Source organism: Streptomyces sp. NPDC087440 (assembly GCF_044744005.1).
GTDB lineage: Bacteria > Actinomycetota > Actinomycetes > Streptomycetales > Streptomycetaceae > Streptomyces.
The window spans coordinates 72,771-90,751 of sequence record NZ_JBIUXN010000027.1 but is presented as its reverse complement, the minus strand read 5'-3'; the positions used below and the strand labels follow the sequence as shown (position 1 = coordinate 90,751).

At 69.5% G+C, this 17,981-nt stretch carries 20 protein-coding genes; all 20 read left to right on the top strand.

Annotated features, from left to right (window positions below; translation table 11 throughout):
• Position 1 precedes the first annotated feature (1 nt).
• A complete protein-coding gene (locus ACIO3O_RS37345; protein ID WP_401753674.1) occupies positions 2–274 on the top strand; it encodes a hypothetical protein in 273 nt (90 codons plus the stop codon).
• Between the two features lie 136 nt (positions 275–410).
• Positions 411–983 (top strand): hypothetical protein, encoded by a 573-nt coding sequence (locus ACIO3O_RS37340; protein WP_401753672.1) that lies wholly within the window; start codon positions 411–413, stop codon positions 981–983.
• A gap of 13 nt (positions 984–996) precedes the next feature.
• Entirely contained in the window at positions 997–1,272 is a 276-nt protein-coding gene (locus ACIO3O_RS37335; protein WP_401753670.1) for a hypothetical protein, read from the top strand.
• A gap of 60 nt (positions 1,273–1,332) precedes the next feature.
• The gene (locus tag ACIO3O_RS37330; protein WP_401753668.1) at positions 1,333–3,207 is read left to right on the top strand and encodes a 2'-5' RNA ligase family protein; all 1,875 of its coding nucleotides are present in this window, start codon (positions 1,333–1,335) and stop codon (positions 3,205–3,207) included.
• 212 nt (positions 3,208–3,419) lie between these two features.
• Positions 3,420–4,709, top strand: coding sequence for a phage major capsid protein (locus ACIO3O_RS37325; RefSeq protein ID WP_401753666.1), 1,290 nt, complete (start codon positions 3,420–3,422; stop codon positions 4,707–4,709).
• A gap of 77 nt (positions 4,710–4,786) precedes the next feature.
• Positions 4,787–5,062, top strand: a complete 276-nt coding sequence (locus ACIO3O_RS37320; protein WP_401753664.1) for a hypothetical protein — start codon at positions 4,787–4,789, stop codon at positions 5,060–5,062.
• Positions 5,059–6,306 (top strand): hypothetical protein, encoded by a 1,248-nt coding sequence (locus tag ACIO3O_RS37315; protein WP_401753662.1) that lies wholly within the window; start codon positions 5,059–5,061, stop codon positions 6,304–6,306. The genes ACIO3O_RS37320 and ACIO3O_RS37315 overlap by 4 nt, the downstream gene beginning before the upstream one ends.
• 38 nt (positions 6,307–6,344) lie before the next feature.
• Complete coding sequence (locus ACIO3O_RS37310) at positions 6,345–7,085, top strand: hypothetical protein (protein ID WP_401753660.1); 741 nt, start codon at positions 6,345–6,347, stop codon at positions 7,083–7,085.
• A gap of 171 nt (positions 7,086–7,256) precedes the next feature.
• Positions 7,257–7,718 (top strand): IPT/TIG domain-containing protein, encoded by a 462-nt coding sequence (locus tag ACIO3O_RS37305; protein ID WP_401753658.1) that lies wholly within the window; start codon positions 7,257–7,259, stop codon positions 7,716–7,718.
• Between the two features lie 127 nt (positions 7,719–7,845).
• The gene (locus ACIO3O_RS37300; RefSeq protein WP_401753656.1) at positions 7,846–8,313 is read left to right on the top strand and encodes a hypothetical protein; all 468 of its coding nucleotides are present in this window, start codon (positions 7,846–7,848) and stop codon (positions 8,311–8,313) included.
• Between the two features lie 10 nt (positions 8,314–8,323).
• Positions 8,324–9,190: a hypothetical protein gene (locus ACIO3O_RS37295; protein ID WP_401753654.1), complete on the top strand. Its 867-nt coding sequence runs from the start codon at positions 8,324–8,326 to the stop codon at positions 9,188–9,190.
• Positions 9,191–9,193: 3 nt separating this feature from the next.
• A complete protein-coding gene (locus tag ACIO3O_RS37290) occupies positions 9,194–9,526 on the top strand; it encodes a hypothetical protein (protein WP_401753652.1) in 333 nt (110 codons plus the stop codon).
• Positions 9,526–10,056: a hypothetical protein gene (locus ACIO3O_RS37285; protein WP_401753650.1), complete on the top strand. Its 531-nt coding sequence runs from the start codon at positions 9,526–9,528 to the stop codon at positions 10,054–10,056. Before ACIO3O_RS37290 ends, ACIO3O_RS37285 begins: the two co-directional genes overlap by 1 nt.
• Before the next feature lie 46 nt (positions 10,057–10,102).
• Complete coding sequence (locus tag ACIO3O_RS37280; RefSeq protein WP_401753648.1) at positions 10,103–10,345, top strand: hypothetical protein; 243 nt, start codon at positions 10,103–10,105, stop codon at positions 10,343–10,345.
• Complete coding sequence (locus ACIO3O_RS37275) at positions 10,345–10,770, top strand: hypothetical protein (protein ID WP_401753646.1); 426 nt, start codon at positions 10,345–10,347, stop codon at positions 10,768–10,770. The genes ACIO3O_RS37280 and ACIO3O_RS37275 overlap by 1 nt, the downstream gene beginning before the upstream one ends.
• Before the next feature lie 15 nt (positions 10,771–10,785).
• Complete coding sequence (locus ACIO3O_RS37270) at positions 10,786–11,250, top strand: XF1762 family protein (RefSeq protein ID WP_401753644.1); 465 nt, start codon at positions 10,786–10,788, stop codon at positions 11,248–11,250.
• Positions 11,251–11,329: 79 nt separating this feature from the next.
• Positions 11,330–11,926 (top strand): hypothetical protein, encoded by a 597-nt coding sequence (locus ACIO3O_RS37265; protein ID WP_401753642.1) that lies wholly within the window; start codon positions 11,330–11,332, stop codon positions 11,924–11,926.
• A 103-nt stretch (positions 11,927–12,029) separates the two neighbouring features.
• The gene (locus tag ACIO3O_RS37260; RefSeq protein WP_401753640.1) at positions 12,030–12,545 is read left to right on the top strand and encodes a hypothetical protein; all 516 of its coding nucleotides are present in this window, start codon (positions 12,030–12,032) and stop codon (positions 12,543–12,545) included.
• A gap of 312 nt (positions 12,546–12,857) precedes the next feature.
• Positions 12,858–16,898, top strand: coding sequence for a hypothetical protein (locus tag ACIO3O_RS37255; RefSeq protein ID WP_401753638.1), 4,041 nt, complete (start codon positions 12,858–12,860; stop codon positions 16,896–16,898).
• The gene (locus ACIO3O_RS37250; RefSeq protein WP_401753636.1) at positions 16,891–17,922 is read left to right on the top strand and encodes a hypothetical protein; all 1,032 of its coding nucleotides are present in this window, start codon (positions 16,891–16,893) and stop codon (positions 17,920–17,922) included. The genes ACIO3O_RS37255 and ACIO3O_RS37250 overlap by 8 nt, the downstream gene beginning before the upstream one ends.
• The last annotated feature ends 59 nt before the right edge of the window (positions 17,923–17,981 follow it).

The window sequence follows — 17,981 nt, the reverse complement described above, 5'->3', positions numbered from 1 at the left end:
CATGTCCCTCACCGTCACCGGGACCTTCGACGACGGGGCGGCCTACGTCGTGCGGATCACCGGGCGGGCAGACCGCCCGGTGATCGGGTCCCACCGTGTTGCGGCCCTCGTCGCCCACTACGTCGGCCGACCGGTCCGGATATCCCCGACCGGCCCTCAACGGACCCTGGAGCCATCCGATAAGGACGCGGTGCTGGCCGTACTGCGCGAGCACACCCACGTCGTCCAGGAAGGGCCAGGAGCGTCACGGCGCGCTTCGCTCCCCCGTACCTGACGGCCTGGAGCAGCGCTTGCACAATTGGGCAAAAATGATCTTGGTCGTGCGCGAAGTTACCGCCCGGCAAGCGCTGCTCCGTCACCGAAGTGCCGCAGCCAGGACGTAAGGGCTGTCGCCTGTCCATCCTCCGCCCGTGACCAGATACGGATTCGCCATCAAGGCTCTCCCGGGCGGCAAGAAGCCGTTCGGCGACGACGAAGACGACGACGAGCGCGAGGAGGAGCTCCCGGACGAGGACACCGCGACCACACCACCGGCGCCCGACGCTGCCGAACCGCCTGCCGCCCCGGATCCTGCCGAGGAACCCTCACCCGAGGAACCCGCACCGCAGGACGATGCGATCGAACAACCGGAAGAGCCGGCCGACGAGGAGCTCACCCCGGACGGCGACGCCCGCCCCTGGTCCGGCGACATGTACGACGAGGGCGACGAGAGCGACCCCCAGGCCGCCTTCGCCTCCTACACCGGTACCAGCGGCGAACAAGCCTGGCTCGACCAGGCACCGGACGGCACACTGACCGGGTGGGTACGTGACGCCACCGGCCAGGTCTGGCGCTACACCGACGCCGACGCATGGGCCATCGACGTCGACGACGCCCAGATGACCCGCGCGCGCAGCCGCGCCGACACCGACGCTAACCAGACCCAACCCGCTGGCCCGTCCGGCACCCCCGGTGAGCAGGACCCCCTGTTCTCCGCCCAGTGAGGAGAAGCCGACCGTGGAGCAAGACCAGCAGCCCGACTTGGCCCCCGCCGCCCAGGATGCGAGCGCCACGGCGCCGGGTGCCTCTGCCAGCCCGTTGAACCGGCAGGCCTTCCTGGAGCGCCTCAGCGAAGGGAAGAGCGCCTACCAGGCGGGCGACCCCTCCGACGCCTGCCCGTACGACCGCTTCGGCGACGCCGAGGAGCAGTTCGGCTACCGGTACTGGACACGTGGATGGAAGGAGGCGCGGTCGGAGAGGGAGTCCGCAGCAGCAGCGGCCGCAGGACAGTAACGGGCGGCGACCGGCACGGTGCACGGCGGCCCCACTGTCGACCGCCGGAGGTACCCCGCCGTGCCGAGCGCCCCACCTGCCAGAACCGCCCAGCGAGGCACCTGCCGGGCGATCTTCGCCGTCACCGGAGTCGTTGATGACGTCAACGACCTGATCATGCCCGGCGCGTTCGCCGCCACCCTGGCCAAACGCCCTGTCAAAACCGTCTGGCACCACGAGTGGAAGGACCCCATCGGCGTCGTCTTGGACATCGCCGAGTGGAAGCCCGGCGATCAGCGCTTCGCCGAGATACCCAACTGGCCCGCGGAAGCGGGCGCGCTCGTGGCCACCATCTCCTTCAACCTGAGAACCGCCCGCGGCCGGGACGTGTACGAGCAGGTGCGGCAGTGGCACGAGCACGGCCAGGCCCAGTTCTCCATCGGCTACCGCGTGCCTCCCTCCGGAGCGACCCGCCGCAACGACGGCGTACGGATCATCCACACTCTCGACCTGTACGAGGTCAGCCCCGTCCTGCACGGCGCCCACCCCATGACCCGCTCCCTGGAGGTCAAGGCAGGTGCTACAGCGGCCGGCATGGAGCGCAAGGAGTCCCACACCACGGTTCTGGAGGTTAAGGCCGCCGAGCAGCAAATCGGCCGGGGGGCCATGGTCGCCCTGTACCCGCCTCCAGCCATAGCCGAGCGGCTCGCACAGACCAACGGCAGCCCCGCCGGAGACCTGCACATCACCCTCGCCTTCCTCGGCGACGCCGACCAGCTCCCCGGCCACCCAGACGACTTCACCCACGTCGTCCAGAGCGCGCTTGCTGGGGCGGAGCCACTGAGGGGGTCCATCGGCGGCATCGGCCGCTTCCCCGACCACGGCAGCGGCGTCCCCACGTGGGTGCCGGTCGACGTGCCGGGCCTGGCCGAACTCCGCCAGCGCATCGTCGACCACCTCGCCCCCCAGTACGGCGCCGCTCTCCGTACGGAACACGGGTACACCCCGCACCTCACCCTCGGGTACGACCTCGACGACGTGCCCGACGTCCCCTCCCTGCCCGTGGACTTCCCCGCTGTGCACGTCGTACGGGGTAGCGACCGCATCCCTGTCTGGCTCACCGGCCCCCAGGCAGACCCGGTTCCCGTCGCCCTGCACGACGAGACGAAGTCGGCGCGCGCCATGGTTGCCGTCGCGCGAACCCGCCTCCCCCACATCGAGCACAAGTCCGCCCGCACGATCGTCGCCGAAGCCAAGAGCCGCGCCCTCCCCCCGATGGAGACCCCCATGACCCACCTGCCCGAGTCGTACGAGCAGCTCCGCGCCCGCCTCTCCGATAGCGTCCGCGCGCTCCTCAACCAGGACGGCGAGACCTGGACGTGCGTGGAGGGCACCTACCCGGACCGCGTCATCGTCTCGGTGCACCCCGAGGGCGGCCCCGCCGGCACGACCTACTCGATCCCCTACCAGGCCAACGGATCCGACATCACCCTCGGTGCGCCGCAGCCGGTCGAACTGGCCACCATCGTCCTGCCGGACAGTTCCCCTGGGCACCGTGCGGCCACCGCCGACGAAGCCGTCGACGCCCGCGTCGTCCGGCCGACCGTGGATGCCCTCACGGACGCCACAGCCCGGATCAGTGCGACACCCGCCGCCCCGGAACAGCTCGAAGAGGTCCGCACCACCGTCCGCAGCCTCATCGCAGCACTGTCCGCTAAGGGCCTGGACACCGACCCGGAGAAGGCAACCGCACCGACCGGCGGCATGGACCTCTGGGACGACGACACCTTCGACGACGAGGACGACGACCTCAGCGAGGGGGACATCGACGACGGCAATGAGCCCACCACCACCGGCGACGAGGAACTTCCTGCGGAGACGGACGGAAAACAGCAGGAAACCGTCCGCCTGGACGAGGAGGAGGTCAAGGCACTCCTGTCGTCACTGCGGAGCTGAGTCGCACCCCCGCCCTACGGGTCGGGCTCCCACCCACATCAGAAAACCGCAGGTCAAACCTCTGTGCTGCCCCTCCGGAACCGTCCGGGCGGGCAGCGCGCGACGTTAACGCCCTTGATCCTCTTCTATCGCCCTTCGCGTTGGGGCGTCCCGGTGCTGGCCGGGCGAGCGACGCACGTCAACCGCACACCCAGCATCAGGGAGAGTCACACATGCCGGACACCAGCCGGATCAAGGAACTGCAGTCCCAGCTCCAGGCCAAGAGCGCCGAGGCGGAGCGGATCTCGCAGACATTCAAGGTCGAGAACGGCAGCTTCGTCGTTTCCACCGACCAGGCGGCAGCCTTCAAGAAGGCCTCTTCGGAGGCCCAGGAGATCAAGTCCCTCATCGACGCCGAGCAGGGACTCATCCAGGTCAAGCAGTACCTGGACGAGCCGGACACCCCGTCTGCTGCGGGCATGCACTACGGGCGGCCGCAGAGCGTCGAGGAGAAGTCCCTCGGTGACATGTTCGTCGAGTCGGACGCCTACAAGGCGGCGGCCGCGGCGGGCTTCCGTGACCGCCCGTACCTCCGCGCCGAGATGGAGGGCAAGAGCATCTTCTCGCTGTCCGCCGGCTCGGTGACGCACCAGACGCTGGGCTCCGCCCAGAACCTGGGGATCTCCGAGCGGGCGTACCGCAAGTGGCACATCCGCGATCTCTTCCCCAAGAGCAGCACGAAGAACGCCGTGCTCTACGGTGCGCGCGAGACCGGATGGACGAACAACGCCAAGCAGGTCAAGGAGCGTTACGCCGCCGACGGCGTCAGCCCCGCCACCGGCGCGGACAGCGACGTCTGGGGCCGGGCTCCGCGCTCCAAGCTCTCCCTGGTCCCGGTCATGTACCCGGTCGCGGAGATCGCCCACCTCCTGGACGCGCACAAGAACATCCTGTCCGACGAACCGCGGCTGAAGACGTTCATCAACACGCGGATGGTGGAGGGCGTGAAGTACCAGGAGGACTGGGACCTCCTGCACTCCGTCGGCGACGGCCAGTCCATCACCGGCCTCTTCAACACCCCCGGCGTGCAGCAGTACACCGGCCTGGCGTCCGACAAGCACTCCGTGCAGATCAGGCGCTCGATCACGAAGGCCTTGCTCGCCGAGTACGACCCGACGGGCATCGTCCTCAGCCCGACCATGTGGGAGCAGGTGGAGGTCGAGGAGGACGACCACGGAGCGTTCCGGATCGCCCTCCAGGTCGCGATCGGCGCGGAGAAGCGCGTGTGGAGGCTCAACGTCGTCGAGACGACCGCGATGGAGGACGGCAAGTTCCTCGTCGGAGCCTTCGGCCTGGGCGCCCAGCTCCACGACCGCGAGAACGTCAGCGTCACGGTTTCCACGGAGAACGGAACGAACCACGAGCAGGGTTTGGTCACGTTCCGTGGTGACGAACGCGTCGCTCTTGAGGTACCCCGACCGGAGAGTTTCGTCGTGGGCACGTGGACTCAGCCGACCTCCTGACCCGGATTCAGTTCCCTGGGGGCGCCCACCGTGCGGGGGCGCCCCCTTCCCACCGGACAACCGTGAAGGACGCGCTGGTGATCGAGAAGCACACCCCGGGGCTGGTCGCAGAGCTGGAGTCCCTCGCCGCTGCCCCCTCCGCCCCCAAAGGCCCCAAGTGCGGTGTCGGCGCGTTCCTGACCGGCACCGATGAGGACACCGCCGCCGCCCTGGACGAAGCACTGGCCAACCCTGCGATTGCGGCCAAGGCCATCGCCGACGTCCTGCGCGCTCACGGCGGGCCGGTCAGCTCCTACACCGTCGCCCGGCACCGCCGCCGCGGCGAATCCAACGGATGCCGGTGTACACGATGAGCCTGACCGAGGACCTGCACGCCCTCCTGGAACCCACCGCCAGCAACCAGAGCCAGCCCACCCAGGTCCAACGCCCGGCTGCGGCCGCGCCCCGCGGGTGGGAGACCGGAATCCGCTACGAGCCCGGCGGCACGATGGTCGTGACCGCCCCGCCGGCCGAACGGCCGCCCCAGAACGAGGAAGACTGGCGGGCCCGCGTCGAGGAACTCGGGCTGGTGGTCCCCGACGGGTTCCGGGTCCGCCTGGTCGAGGCCCGCCACGATCCGGCGGCCTGGCACCGCGACGCCCAGGGCGACGACGCCGTCACGCGCGCCGTATGGCGCTGCCGGTACGTCGTCGAACCGGCCTCCTCCGCCTGGATGTCGACCGGTGACGTCGACGCCCTGGTCCGCGACGCGATGCGCCGCCGCCGCACCCCGCGCACCGCCGTGGATACGGCCGAACGTGCACTGGTGGTCGTCTACGCCGACGCCCAGGCCGGGAAGGTCGGCAGGGACGGCGGAACTCCGGAGCTGGTTGCCCGGGTTGCCGACCGATTCGACCGGCTCGACGACCACATCCGCGACCTCAAGGCCGTTGGCCGCGAGCCGACCGCCGCGTACTGGATGGATGGCGGCGACTGCGTCGAGGGGTTCGAGAACACCACCCAGCAGGCGTTCACCAACGACCTGACCCTGACCGAGATGATCCGGGTGCACCGGCGTTTGACGTTCGAGGGCCTTGACCGGCTCGCCGGACGTTTCGGCAGGGTGGTCGCCGCGACCTGCGGCTCCAACCATGCCAGGGTGCGCCGCGGCAAGGACGCGGTCGGCCCGCCGTCCGACGACTGGGGCATCGAAGTCCTCTCCCAGGTCGCTGACGCGTACGCCCGCAACCCGGACGCCTACGGGCACGTCAGCTTCGTCGTGCCCGAGCGGTGGCGTGAAACCGTGAGCCTCGACATTGCCGGGACGATCGTCGGCCTCGCGCACGGGCACCAATTCCCCCGGCCGGAGAAGGCGGGCGACTGGTGGCGCAACCAGACGTTCGGACGGCAGCCGATCGCGGACGCCCAGATCCTGATCACCGGCCACTACCACCACTTCCGCACCACCCAGCTCGGCAACGGGCGTCTGCACGTCCAGGCCCCCACCCTCGATAACGGGTCCGACTGGTGGGTTGCCCGGAGCGGCGAAGTGTCCGCGTCGGGGCTCCTCGTCTTCAGCGTCGGCCCCGACGGGTGGGACGACCTGCGCATCCTGTGACGCGACACAAAGGTCCCGCACCGCTCACCGTCCCGGCCATGACAGAAACCGTGAAGCCCCTGCTCACGCAGAACTCCGACATGCGCCGTCAGGGCATTTTCAACTGGTCGATCCCGGCGTGGGCCGGGACTCTGCCCGACGGCCGCCACTACAACACCTGCCCCTCAGCCGGGGTGTGCGCGCCGCTCTGCTACGCCCGCACCGGCGCCTACCAGTTCCGCAACGTGAAGGGCCGCCACCAGGCGAACCTGATGATGGTGCTGGACGACCTCCCGGGCTGGGAGAAGCAGATGACCGCCGAGGTCCAGCACAAGCGGTACCGCGGCCGCTGGATCCGCGTGCACGACGCCGGCGATTTCTTCAGCCCCGAATACACCCGCGCCTGGATGCGTGTGATGAGGTCCGCGCCCGACGTCCGGTTCTACGCGTACACCAAGAGCGTGTCGCTGTTCCGCGAAGTGGTGGAGCCGGACCCGCCGGAGAACTTCCGGTGGGTGTACTCCCTCGGCGGCCGCGAGGACCACCTGATTGATCTCACGGTGGAGCGGCACGTGGACATCTTTCCCGACGAGGAGAGCCTGGAGGAGGCCGGATACGCTTCCCGCGCCCAAGAAGGCTGCCTCGTGTCGGTGCTCGGCCCGCAGAAGGTCGGCATCGCCGCGAACAACATCGTGCACCTGAAGAAGAAGCAGGGCCCCCACCGCTGGAGCGAGCTCCAGCGGCAGCAGGACGCGAAACGGCGCGGCCCCGGCAAGCAGTTCACCAGCGGCCGACCGTAGCTCCTCCGTGGGCCGTGCAGCGGCTGGCGCCCTGTGCGGCCCATGGTCGCCTCACCCGATCAAGATCATTCTTGCCCAATTGTGCAAACGCCCCACAGGGCAAGGCGCGACTCAAGGCATCCCGGTACCGCATCCTCCTGCCGCCACCAACACGAGGGAAGGACGCACACCATGGGCCTCTACAAGGAGTCCGGCCAGCGGATCACGAAGGCCGCGTTCCCCGCGGCCGCCGTCAGCGACCCGCCCAAGCGCATCACCGAGGACATCTACTACTCCGAGCCCTACGGACCCGGCGACGGCCGCCCCGAGGGCTCCAAGCGTCACCTGCTGTACCAGGCCGGGACGGTCGTCCCCCAGTCCGTCATCGACCGTCACTTCACCACGGCCACCATCGCGTCCATCAGCCCGTCCACCGGCCCGGCGGCGGGCGGCACCACCGTCACGATCAAGGGCACCAACCTCGACGGCGTCTCGGTCGTGAACTTCGGGGCGACGGCCGGAACGAGCCTCAAAGTCCTCTCCGCCACCGAGCTCACCGTGAAGACCCCTGCCGGTACGGCCGGGGCGGCGAACGTCGTCGCCGTCGCCGACAGCGGCAACGTCACCAAGACCGGCGGCTTCAACTACGCCTGATTCCGCGGCCCCGGACGTCCTGCCGCGACACCGTCCGGGGCCGCCACTACAGCAGGGCGCGACACAAGCACGGCGCAGCAAGCACTCTGCGCGCCGACTGGACCACCAACCCATGAGGGAGCCCTCCATGGCCGCCACCCGATCCCCCCGCAAGACCGCGAGCGCGAAGCCCGACGACGACACCACCGCACCGCCGACCCCGCAGACCGAGGCGGACAGCACGCCGAAGGCCCCCGAGGTGGCACCGCTGGAGCCCCCGGCAGTCCACGAGGCACCGCAGCCGCCGGCGTCGAACGGCTACGTCACCCCGACCGAGGTCATCCCCGACGACGACAACTTGGCCGAGGTCATCCTCGACGACGAGACCAAGCAGCCCCCGAAGGACCCGAAGAACGTCTTCCAGCCGCTCACGCCGTACGGCTCCACCCTCACCTGCACCGTCCGCCTGATCGAGCGGACCTTCCTCGGGCCGCACAGCACCCCCGTGGAGCGCCTGCTCCAGCCCAAGGGGGCCGTGGTCTCCGAGAGCATCGCCGCCCGCATCCAGGAGCGCCTCGACGCCCAGGCGGCGGCCAAGCAGACCGACGGGAAGTAGGGAGCCACCGGTGTCGGTCCTCGACTACCAGCCCATCCACGCCGGGGCGCACTACGACCCCGAACCGGCAGGCGGCAAGATGTCCCGCCTCGACCTGTACGCCACCCCCGACCGCAGCGGCACCCCCACCGCCTCGGTAGAGGCAGCTTCCCGGCTGCGCCCCGGCGTCTACCGGTTCTCCCTGCCCGACGTGCCCATGGGCCGGTACTGGGCGACCGTCACCTTCACCCGCAGCCAGGGCACCCCGCCCGTCCGGGATACGGCCCTGGTGCTCGATCTGCCCACTGGACAGGGGCTCGTCGTCTCGCCGGAAGCGGTAGCCGACGAACTCGGCCTACCGCTTCCGCTCGACGCGGCGCAGCGCAGCACCCTCACCACGGCCATCCGCAACGCCCAGGCGGACGTGGTCGGCTACCTGGGCCGCCCCCTCATTCCCCGCACCCTCACCCTGCTTGCAGTACAACCGCGTTGGTCCGACGACCTGGACTCCGCCGACACCTGGCCGCTGCCCGAGCAGGACGACCTCGTAGACGTGGAGGCCTACCGCCCGCGCGGCGACGGCACGTACGACGTCGACGTCCTGGTCGGCCTCAACGCGGCAGCAGAGCCCGCCGTCCGCCGGTACGTCGCCGCCCACGCTGCAGAATCCGAACGCAACCGCCCCAACAACCCCGTGGGAGAAGGGCGCCGCGTCTCCTCCGTAAGCGCCGAAGGACAGTCCATCTCCTACGAAGCGGCCCCCGTCGTTGGGCAGGCCGGAGCGCCCCCGACGCTCGACTCCCTGTCGAGCCTGCGTCGCCTGCTCTTCCGCCCGGTGACCCGGCCGGCACGGGCCCCCTGGCCGTACTCGGCCTCGCCGCGCTACCGAAGGCGCTGACCCGTGGCCGTCCTCCTGCCGAACACCGTGCTCACCGTGTACGCGCTCCCGCACCCCTGGCAGCGCGACGCCAACGGGGTGCCCGTCCCGCCGAACCCGGCCGAACGGCCCGCAGCGCGCGGGAGCTGGCCCGGGTCCGCCACCGAACAGCCCGACGGATCCTGGACGATGCGCCTGGACCCGCGCGCCTGGCCCCTGGAACCCGGTGACACCGTCACCGACTCACGCGGCCGTTCCTGGACGCTCAGCACCGCCCGCGATCACAAGGTGCCCGGCTGCCCGGCTGCCGACTACGTCCAGGCCACCGCCACCCTCAACCCGCCGAAGGTTCCTTGATGGCCAAGTTCAGACCCAACCCCGGTCTCGAAGCTGCCCTCGCCCGGATGATCGCCCCGGACATCCAGCGCATCGCCCAGCAGGTCGAGATCCAGGCCAAACGGCTCGCCCCGCCCACGAAGCGGTGGGTGACCATGGGCGACGACCGCGTCCGCCCCACCCACGTCGCCGCCCAAGGCCAAATCGTCCCCGGCAACCTGCGGTTCGCGATCAACAGCATGGACTGGGACCGCCACCACCGCGGGCTGGGCGCCAAGACGTACATGCTCGCCCCGAGAGACCAGTCCTCCCGTGCCGTCGCCAACCTGAAGAACTGCCGCTGCACCACCCACACCGACCCGCGGGGAATCTCCCGCCACATCAACACCGGGCAGCCCGTCGTGAGCGGCAAGAAGGTCACCGTCACCGTGTCCGTCCGCGGCCCCATGGTCGTCGAGGCGGAAGTCGGCACCACCTACCCGGGCAACCTCGTCGCCCCCGGCGCACACTTCATGAGTCGGGCCGCGGGCATCGTCGCCGCCCGCCGCTGACACCCAGGACGCGACACAAGCAGATGTCCCCCGCACAGTACGCGCCATGACTACCAAGAAGACGCCCACCAGCACGGACTCCGATGCCCTCCCGGAGGCAGCCACCGAGCCGGCCGCGCACACGCCCACCGCCCGGTCAGCCGCGTCCACGAGCGCGGCCCAGCAGACCGTCGTCCTGTCCCACCACCTCCGGATCAACGGCGTCGACTGCCCGCCCGGCACCTCCGTTCAGGTCTCCCCGGACTACGCCCGCCGCCTGCGCATGCAGGGCTACACCGCCCGCACCTGATGGACAGCCGCGACCTGGCGGACACCGACCCGGTGTCCGAACTCCTCACTTGGCTGAAGGAGAACGCGGAGGCCGCCGACGCACTCGGCGGCCCCGACCGCGTGTCCGGGCTCGCCGAAGCACCGTGGCCACACCTCGTCGTGGGCCACGGGCCCGGCGGCGATCTCCGCGACCTCTCTTGGGCCACCAGCCCCGAAGTCACGCTGGAGATCTATGGCGACCCCGGCGGCTGGCCCGGGAAAGCGGAGCTTCGGCGTGTGCTGCTGCGCTGCGCCACCATCGCGAAGCGCCGCGTGGACGCCCCGCACGTTCCTGGCCGGGCCGTCATCAACGGCATCAGCCCCTCGGGCCTGCTGATCTGGTCACCGCTCGTCGACGGACAACCGCGGTGGCTGCTGAACCTTTCCGTCACCCTGCACCCATAGATACGAGCACAGATAGTGACACCCGATGAGATCCGTCTGCACCTCGTACCGCTGAGGCAGAAGCAGGCGAAGGAATTCGTCGCCGAATGGCACCGGCATCATCAGCCGCCCCCTGGCGCCGTCTTCACGGTAGGTGCGGCTGACCAACATGGTGTTCTACGGGCCGTCGCGATTGCTGGGCGCCCCGTGGCCCGCCACCTTGATGACGGCGAGACGCTGGAGGTTACCCGAACGGCCACCGACGGGGTCCGTAACGGGAACAGCCTGCTGTACGGCGCTTGCTGGCGAGCTGCTCAAGCGCTTGGGTACTCCCGCCTGATCACCTACACGCAGGAAGGCGAATCAGGGGCAAGCCTGCGCGGCGCTGGCTGGCGAGTCATCGCCCGACGTCCGCCTCGCGGAGGGTGGAACTGCGCGAGTCGACCTCGTACGTCGCGAGGACGAGATCACATCGCGCGCACTCTGTGGGAAGCGTCGTAGCGCCAGTACGCGACGTTAAGACCGACGGCTCCCCATGGTGTCCGGGCCACAGCACCCGGACCCCAGGGAGTACCCCCTCATGGCCGTCGAGACCGCCAACAACAACGAGATCGTCATCCCGTCGATCACCCGAATATGGTTGGCCCCTCTGGGGACCAACGCCCCGGCCGATGCGACGTCGACGATGCCCACCGGTTGGTCGAGCGTGGGCCTGACCACCGAGGACTCGCTGAAGTTCAACAGCGAGCCGAACTTCGAACAGGTCCGCTCCGCACAGAGCTCGTACCCGACCCGCACGTTCCAGACCCAGGACGCCGCGACGATCGAAGTCGATCTCCAGCAGTGGTCGGGCAAGAACTTCAAGGCCGTCTACGGCGGGGGCACGATCACCGAAGTCACCCCTTCCGGCGGACAGCCCGGCGCCCCCAAGCAGTACAAGTTCACCCCGCCGCGCATCGGCTCCCGTACCGAGGTCGCCGCCGTCATCGAGGTCATCGACGGCGGTAAGCACTACAGGTACATCGTTCCCCGCACGATGCAGATGGAGGGCGTCTCCAAGGACCTCGCGAAGACCAAGGAGGCCATCCTCCCGCTGCGCCTCGCGGTGCAGGGCGGCGACGACCTCGACGCCTGGTACGTCCTCACCGACGACCCGGCCTTCGCCCTCACGGCGTGACCTCGGGCGGCAGCACGCGACACAAAGCCGGACGGCTTGCCAGTGTCCGCGTGCTGCCGCACCCCCGCGACTCAGCCCGCGCACACGAGAGGTCACACCCCACATGTCGTACGTTCTCGACCTGGACGCCGCCCGCCGCGAGGCCCGTTACCCGGACGGCATCCCGGTCCTCTTCGGCGGCGAGGATCTGATCTTCCCGGCCGAACTCCCGGCCGACGCCCTTGATCCGCTGCTGTCCGACGAGCTGGGCCTGGTCGCGCTCCTGGGCGAGGTCCTGGAGTCCTCCGACGGCGACGCCGGCGTCGCCGAGGTCGTCACCGCCCTCTTCCGGCGCCCCTCCCTCCCCCGCAAGTTCCTCACCGCGATCCGCAACACGTACGCGATTCTCCTCGGCGAGCAGTTCGACACCTTCCTCCAGGCCCGCCCGTCCCTCTCGGACTACGTGCGCCTGACCGTCGGCCTCTCCCGTACGTACGGAGTTGAGCTGGGAAAGCACTTCAGGTCGGACGCCTCCTCCACGAGCGATGGAACGACGTCGAAGCCGACCTCTCCCGACACCACGGAATCGACGCCCGACGCATCTGGCAACGACCCGGAGACCCCGACTTCATCGGTCTGAGGCGGCTGTCCTCTCTGATCGACGGCCTGCCGGAAGACTCCCGGGTCCACTCCGCGGCCAGCAGCGGGTGGACGACGTCCACAGAGCTCCTGGCGCAGATCGTCGAAGAGATCAGCATCCTCGCCGCTGAGAAGCGCCGCGAGGAGCCGAAGACCATCCCCCGCCCGTACAGCTCCGCCACCCACCCACGGAAGCGTGTCCCCGGCTCGCCCCGAGCCCGCTCCGAGGAGGCGGTGGCGCAGCAGGCGGCCCCGCACATGGCCGGTCACCGGCAGATGCTGATGGCCGCCATGCAGAGAGGAATGGTCCGCAGTGGCTGAGGGCCTGCAAGCCGGTCGGCTCGAAGTGCCGGTCGTCGCGGATCTCGCCGGTTTCGCGGCGAAGTTGCGCACCGAGGTCGAGTCGGCCGCCGGGGGCCTGGCCGCCAAGGTCAAGGTTGAGATCGACAGCAAGGGCCTGCGGCGGCGCCTCAAGGAGGCGGTCAAGGAGGCGTCCAAGGGCGTCACCGCCAAGGTCCGCATCAAGGTCGACCAGGACCGTTTTCGCGGCGAACTCGACGGCATCCGCCGCAGCATCGCCGACGCCGACTTCCGCCTGCCCCTTCGTCCTGACGCTGACGGCAGCAACTCGTCCGGCGGGCTGATGCGGGGCGTGCGCAACCTCATCCAGGGCGCGCAGGGCGAGGCGGACAGCAATCCGGTCAGGGTGCCGGTGCAGATGAACATGCCGAAGGGCCGCCGCTCCCTTCGGATGGTCGGCATGGGAGCACTCCTCTCCCTGGTGCAACCTGCGGTTGCCGCGCTCGGTCAGTACGGAGCCGGGCTGACCGCCCTGGTGTCGGCCGCCGCGCCCGCGGTGGGAGTCCTCGGGGCGATTCCCGGGCTGATCACTGCCGCGGCGACGGCCGCGATCGGCACGAAGGTCGCCTTCAGCGGCTTCGGCGACGCCATCAAGGAGTCGCTGAAGGCGCAAGCGACCCTTGCCGCCGGGGGGAAGCTGACCAAGGGCGAAGCCCAGAAGCTCCAGCAGGCCATGGGGAAGCTGTCGGAGTCGGCCAGGGCCTCGGTCAAGACCGTGGTGTCCCTGGCCGGCGCCTGGCGCAAGATGAAGCAGTCCGTGCAGGAACGATTCTTCTCGCGGATCGCCGACGACATCAAGCCCCTCTCGAACGCGGTCCTCCCGCTCCTGAAGGACACCCTGGGCGACAGCGCAGCCCAGATGGGAGCCCTGACGGAGCGCGGCGCCAAGTTCATGCGCACCGGGGTGTTCCGCAAGGACTTCAAGACGATCGCCGGGTCGAACTCGAAGGTCCTCGGCAACATCACCGGCAGCATCGGCAACCTGGGGCGCGCCACCCTCGACTACCTCGTCGCCTCCGGGCCGTTCGTCGAACGGGTCGCCAAGGGCGGCGAGAAGTTCACCGCGTACGTCCGGGCATCGGCGAAGGCGGGACGCGAAACCGGCTCCCTCGCGAAGTTCCTGGACCATGCCGGAGACAAGGCCGTCCAGCTCGGCCGCTCCACCGGGTCCCTGATCAAGGGCCTGGGCGGCGTCGGCCGCGCGGGCATGGAGTCCGGCAACGCCCTCCTCGACAGCTTCGAGGGCACCATGAAGCGCTTCGAGCGCTGGGCCAACAGCAAGGCTGGCCAGCAGGGCATGCAGCAGATGTTCAGTGACGCTGCGCCCATGTTCCACGAGCTCAACCAACTCGTCGGGGACTTCGTACGCGGCATGGGCCGCGCCATGAAGGACGTCGGCGTCCTCGACCTGGTCCGCCAGATCCGAACCCAACTGATGCCCGCCCTGGGCACCTTCTTCACCGGGATCGGTCAGAGCGTCGGCCCGGCGATCGTCAGCGCCATCTCCAACATCGCGACCGCGATCGGCCACCTGGCCGGAGCCGGAACCGGGCTGGGGGTGCTGCTCTCCGCCTTCTCCGGCCTTGTCGCCGTCTTCAACGGGATCATGAACGTGGTCCCCGGGGCCAACATCGCCCTGGCGACCTTGCTGGGCACCCTCCTGGCCCTCAAGGTCATCACCGCCGTCTCCGGGATGCTGCGCGGCTTCGGTACCTCGGTCAGCGCCGCCGGAACGTCCATGAGGGCCCTGGGCAACACCATGCGCGCCGCCACGCTGGGGCCCGGCGCCATCGGCCCGCAGATGACCCTGTGGCAGCGCATGACGGGCGTCTACCGCACCACCGCACTCGAAGGCGGACGACTCAGCGGCGCACTGCGCGGCATCGGGGCCGCGAACCGGACAGCGATGACGGCGATGGGCGGCATGGTGTCCGCCCTCGGCGGCCCGCTCGGAATCGCCATCGCCGGTGCCACGATCGGAATCGGCCTCCTCGTTGCCAAGCACCAGGAAAGCGCGCGCGCCACGGAAGCGCACCGCGAGCGGGTTTCCTCCCTCGCACGCGCCCTTGCGGACAGCAACGGCGTAATCGACGCGAACGTGCGCGCCCAGACCGTCCGGCTCTTGCAGGACACCAAGCTCGCCGACGGCAACGGCAAGCTCGTGGACGTCATGCGGGACGCGGACGTCAGCCTCAAGACCCTCACCGACGCGTACCTCGAACAGGGCGGCTCCGTCGACGGGCTTCAGAAGAAGCTCCTGGCCCTCGCCGAAGCCAACAAGCCGCTGACGCAGTCCGGCAGGGCCTGGATTCGGCAGTACGACGAGCAGGGGCAGAAGTACAAGGACGCTGCCGACGCGCTCGGATCGCTCAACGGCGAGTTGACGAAGAGCAAGCGGGACGCCACCGAGGCCGGGAAGGCGATGAACGACGGTGCCACCGTCGGCGTCACCGCGTACGACCGGCTTCAGGCCGCGGTCAAGGGGTTCGGTGACAAGACGCAGGCCGCGGACCAGCGGGTCGACGCTCTCAAGGCGGCGCTCGACGCTCTCAGCGGCAACGTCCAGTCCGTGCACGACGCCGAGACCCGCCTCAACTCGGTGATGTTGCAGATCAACGACACCATGAAGGGCACCGTCGAGCAGTCCGAGGGCTGGGGGAAGTCCCTTGTCGCCAACAACGGGATGGTCGACACCACCACCCGCAACGGGCAGACCCTCAACACCCAGCTCGGCGAGCTCCGCGACGCGATGCTCGGCGTGGCCACCAGCTCCATGCAGGCCGCGGATCAGGCCCTGATGCCCATGGCGGAGGCCATGAACCTCTCTCAGGGAGCCATGGAGGGTGCCCGCGCCAAGGCGATCCAGCTTGCGATGGACTTGGGCATACCCGAGGCGCAGGCGAAGGCGCTCGCCGATCAGATGGGCTTCATTCCGAGCACGATCACAACCCTGATGACGACGCAGGGCATCCCCGAGGCGACCGCGGAGGTGCTGGCCCTCCGCGGCAAGCTCGACGGCGTCACCGAGAAGAAGACCGTCGTCATCAGCGCCCCGACGACCGAGGCCTGGAAGCAACTGGAGGCCCTCGGCTTCCAGATCCACCGCATCCCCGGCTCAAAGAACGTGGCGGTCTACGCGCCGACGGGTACGGCCAGGGCCAACCTGTCGGCGCTCGCCAACGACATCGCGAACGCGCCCGATAAGAAGACGGTCACGGTGAACGCGATCGTGAAGCAGGCAGCGGGAGAGCTGAAGGATGTGCAGCAGAAGGTCGTGAGCCTTCCGCCGGGCAAGTCGATCGAGGTCAAGGCCCCCACGCAGACGGCCCAATCCGCTCTCCGCGACCTGAAGTTCAAGATCGAGAAGGTCGACAACGGCGGAAAGACGGTCAAAATCACTGCCCCGACCGGCACCCCACTCCAGCAAGTGCAGTCGATCCAGAGCAAGATCAACCAACTGCAGGACAGGACTGTGCACGTCACCATCAGGTACACGACCGTCGGCAAGCCCTACATCGACAACTACGCGGACGGCGGCATCCGGCACTTCGCCAACGGCGGCATCCAGCAGATGGCCAGCCGGGTCAAGGCCTTCGCGAACGGGGCCGAGAACCACGTCGCGCAGATCGCCCGGCCCGGCCAGATCCGGGTGTGGAACGAGCCTGAGACTCAGGGGGAGGCGTACCTGCCTTTGGCACATTCCAAGCGGCGGCGCAGCAAAGCGATCCTCGACCGCGTCGCGCAGATGTTCGGCGGCCGGGTCGTGTACTTCGCGAACGGCGGCGTCAGCCAGTACGGGCAGGGTGCCGCCCGCACACACGCCCTGAGCTCCGGCAGCCGCACCGTGGCGGCCTCCACCCCCGGCAGCTCCGCGCTGGTGGGCGGTGACCTGAACGTCAACGTGGCGCAGGTCGGCACCGTGAGAGGAGCGCTCGACGACGCCATGTTCGAGCTACGGAAGATTCAGATGGGGGGTGGTGGCCTCTATGCGTGACGGCGACTGGCAATTCGCGTACAGCGCGAGCGCGCCGTACCCCGGCTGCCTCCTGGACTTCGGACGCACCCCCTCCGGCATCTACCTGCTGAAGGAGCCCGAGACGAAGTTCGCCGACCTCGACGACACCACCACGCCGCTGCCCGGCGAGGACGGGGTACGGATGGGGCGGGACTACCAGCGCACGGTCACCGTCGCCCTGGAGCTCGGCGTCGACACTGTCGACGCACCCACCACCAGCTACAACTACCTCTACCCGGCGGGTGGCGACAGTGGCCAGATCGGCGTCGGCGGCCCGCAGGCCAGCGCCGGGAGGCCGACCCTGGTACGACGTGCACAGTGGAACGAGGAGGCTGTCGGGATCGTCCGTACGGCGTGGCGGGCGGATGCGGTCCGGCGCCGGGCGGGCGGTGTCGCGTGGCTGCGCCGGCAGAGCGCCGGTCGGGTCCGGTTGCTGTACGGGCGGCCCCGCAAATTCGCGGTCGTCCACGAGAAGTTTTCCGATCAGGGCTTCACGCCGCTGCTCGTGGATTTCGAAGCGGTGGACGACAAGTTCTACGACAACGATGAGCAGCGGGCGGAGCTCGTCGGGCGCGCCAACGTCCCCGGCCCGGTGTGGCGGCCGGGCCGTCCGGGGACGCCCGCCGGGGGTACTGGGGAGCGCCTGGTGGCCGGGCTGAACGTCGGCGGGAGGTTGGCGACGCACCCGTGGATCACTTTTCACGGGCCCGGCCGCAACTACGTGCTCACCATTGACGGGCTGTGGACGGTGCAGCTCAACGTGGACCTGGCCGTCGGGCAGTCCGTACGGCTCGACTCCCGGAGCTGGTCCCGGGCGGTGTGGAACATCCAGACCGGGGGGTCGGTGGCGGACAAGCTGACGCGGTCGAGTCCGCTGCTGCGGGACCTGCTGCTCCACCCCGGCCGGCACACCGCGCGTATGCAGTTCTCGCGCCGTCCCGGGCTCACCTTCGTGGGGCCGCGCATCGAGATCGGGTGGCGCAACGCGCATGCCTGGTGGTGAGACCGCGACACTAACCAACGCGCCCGTTCATCCTCTGCCCCGGCATCAGGCGAGCAGGA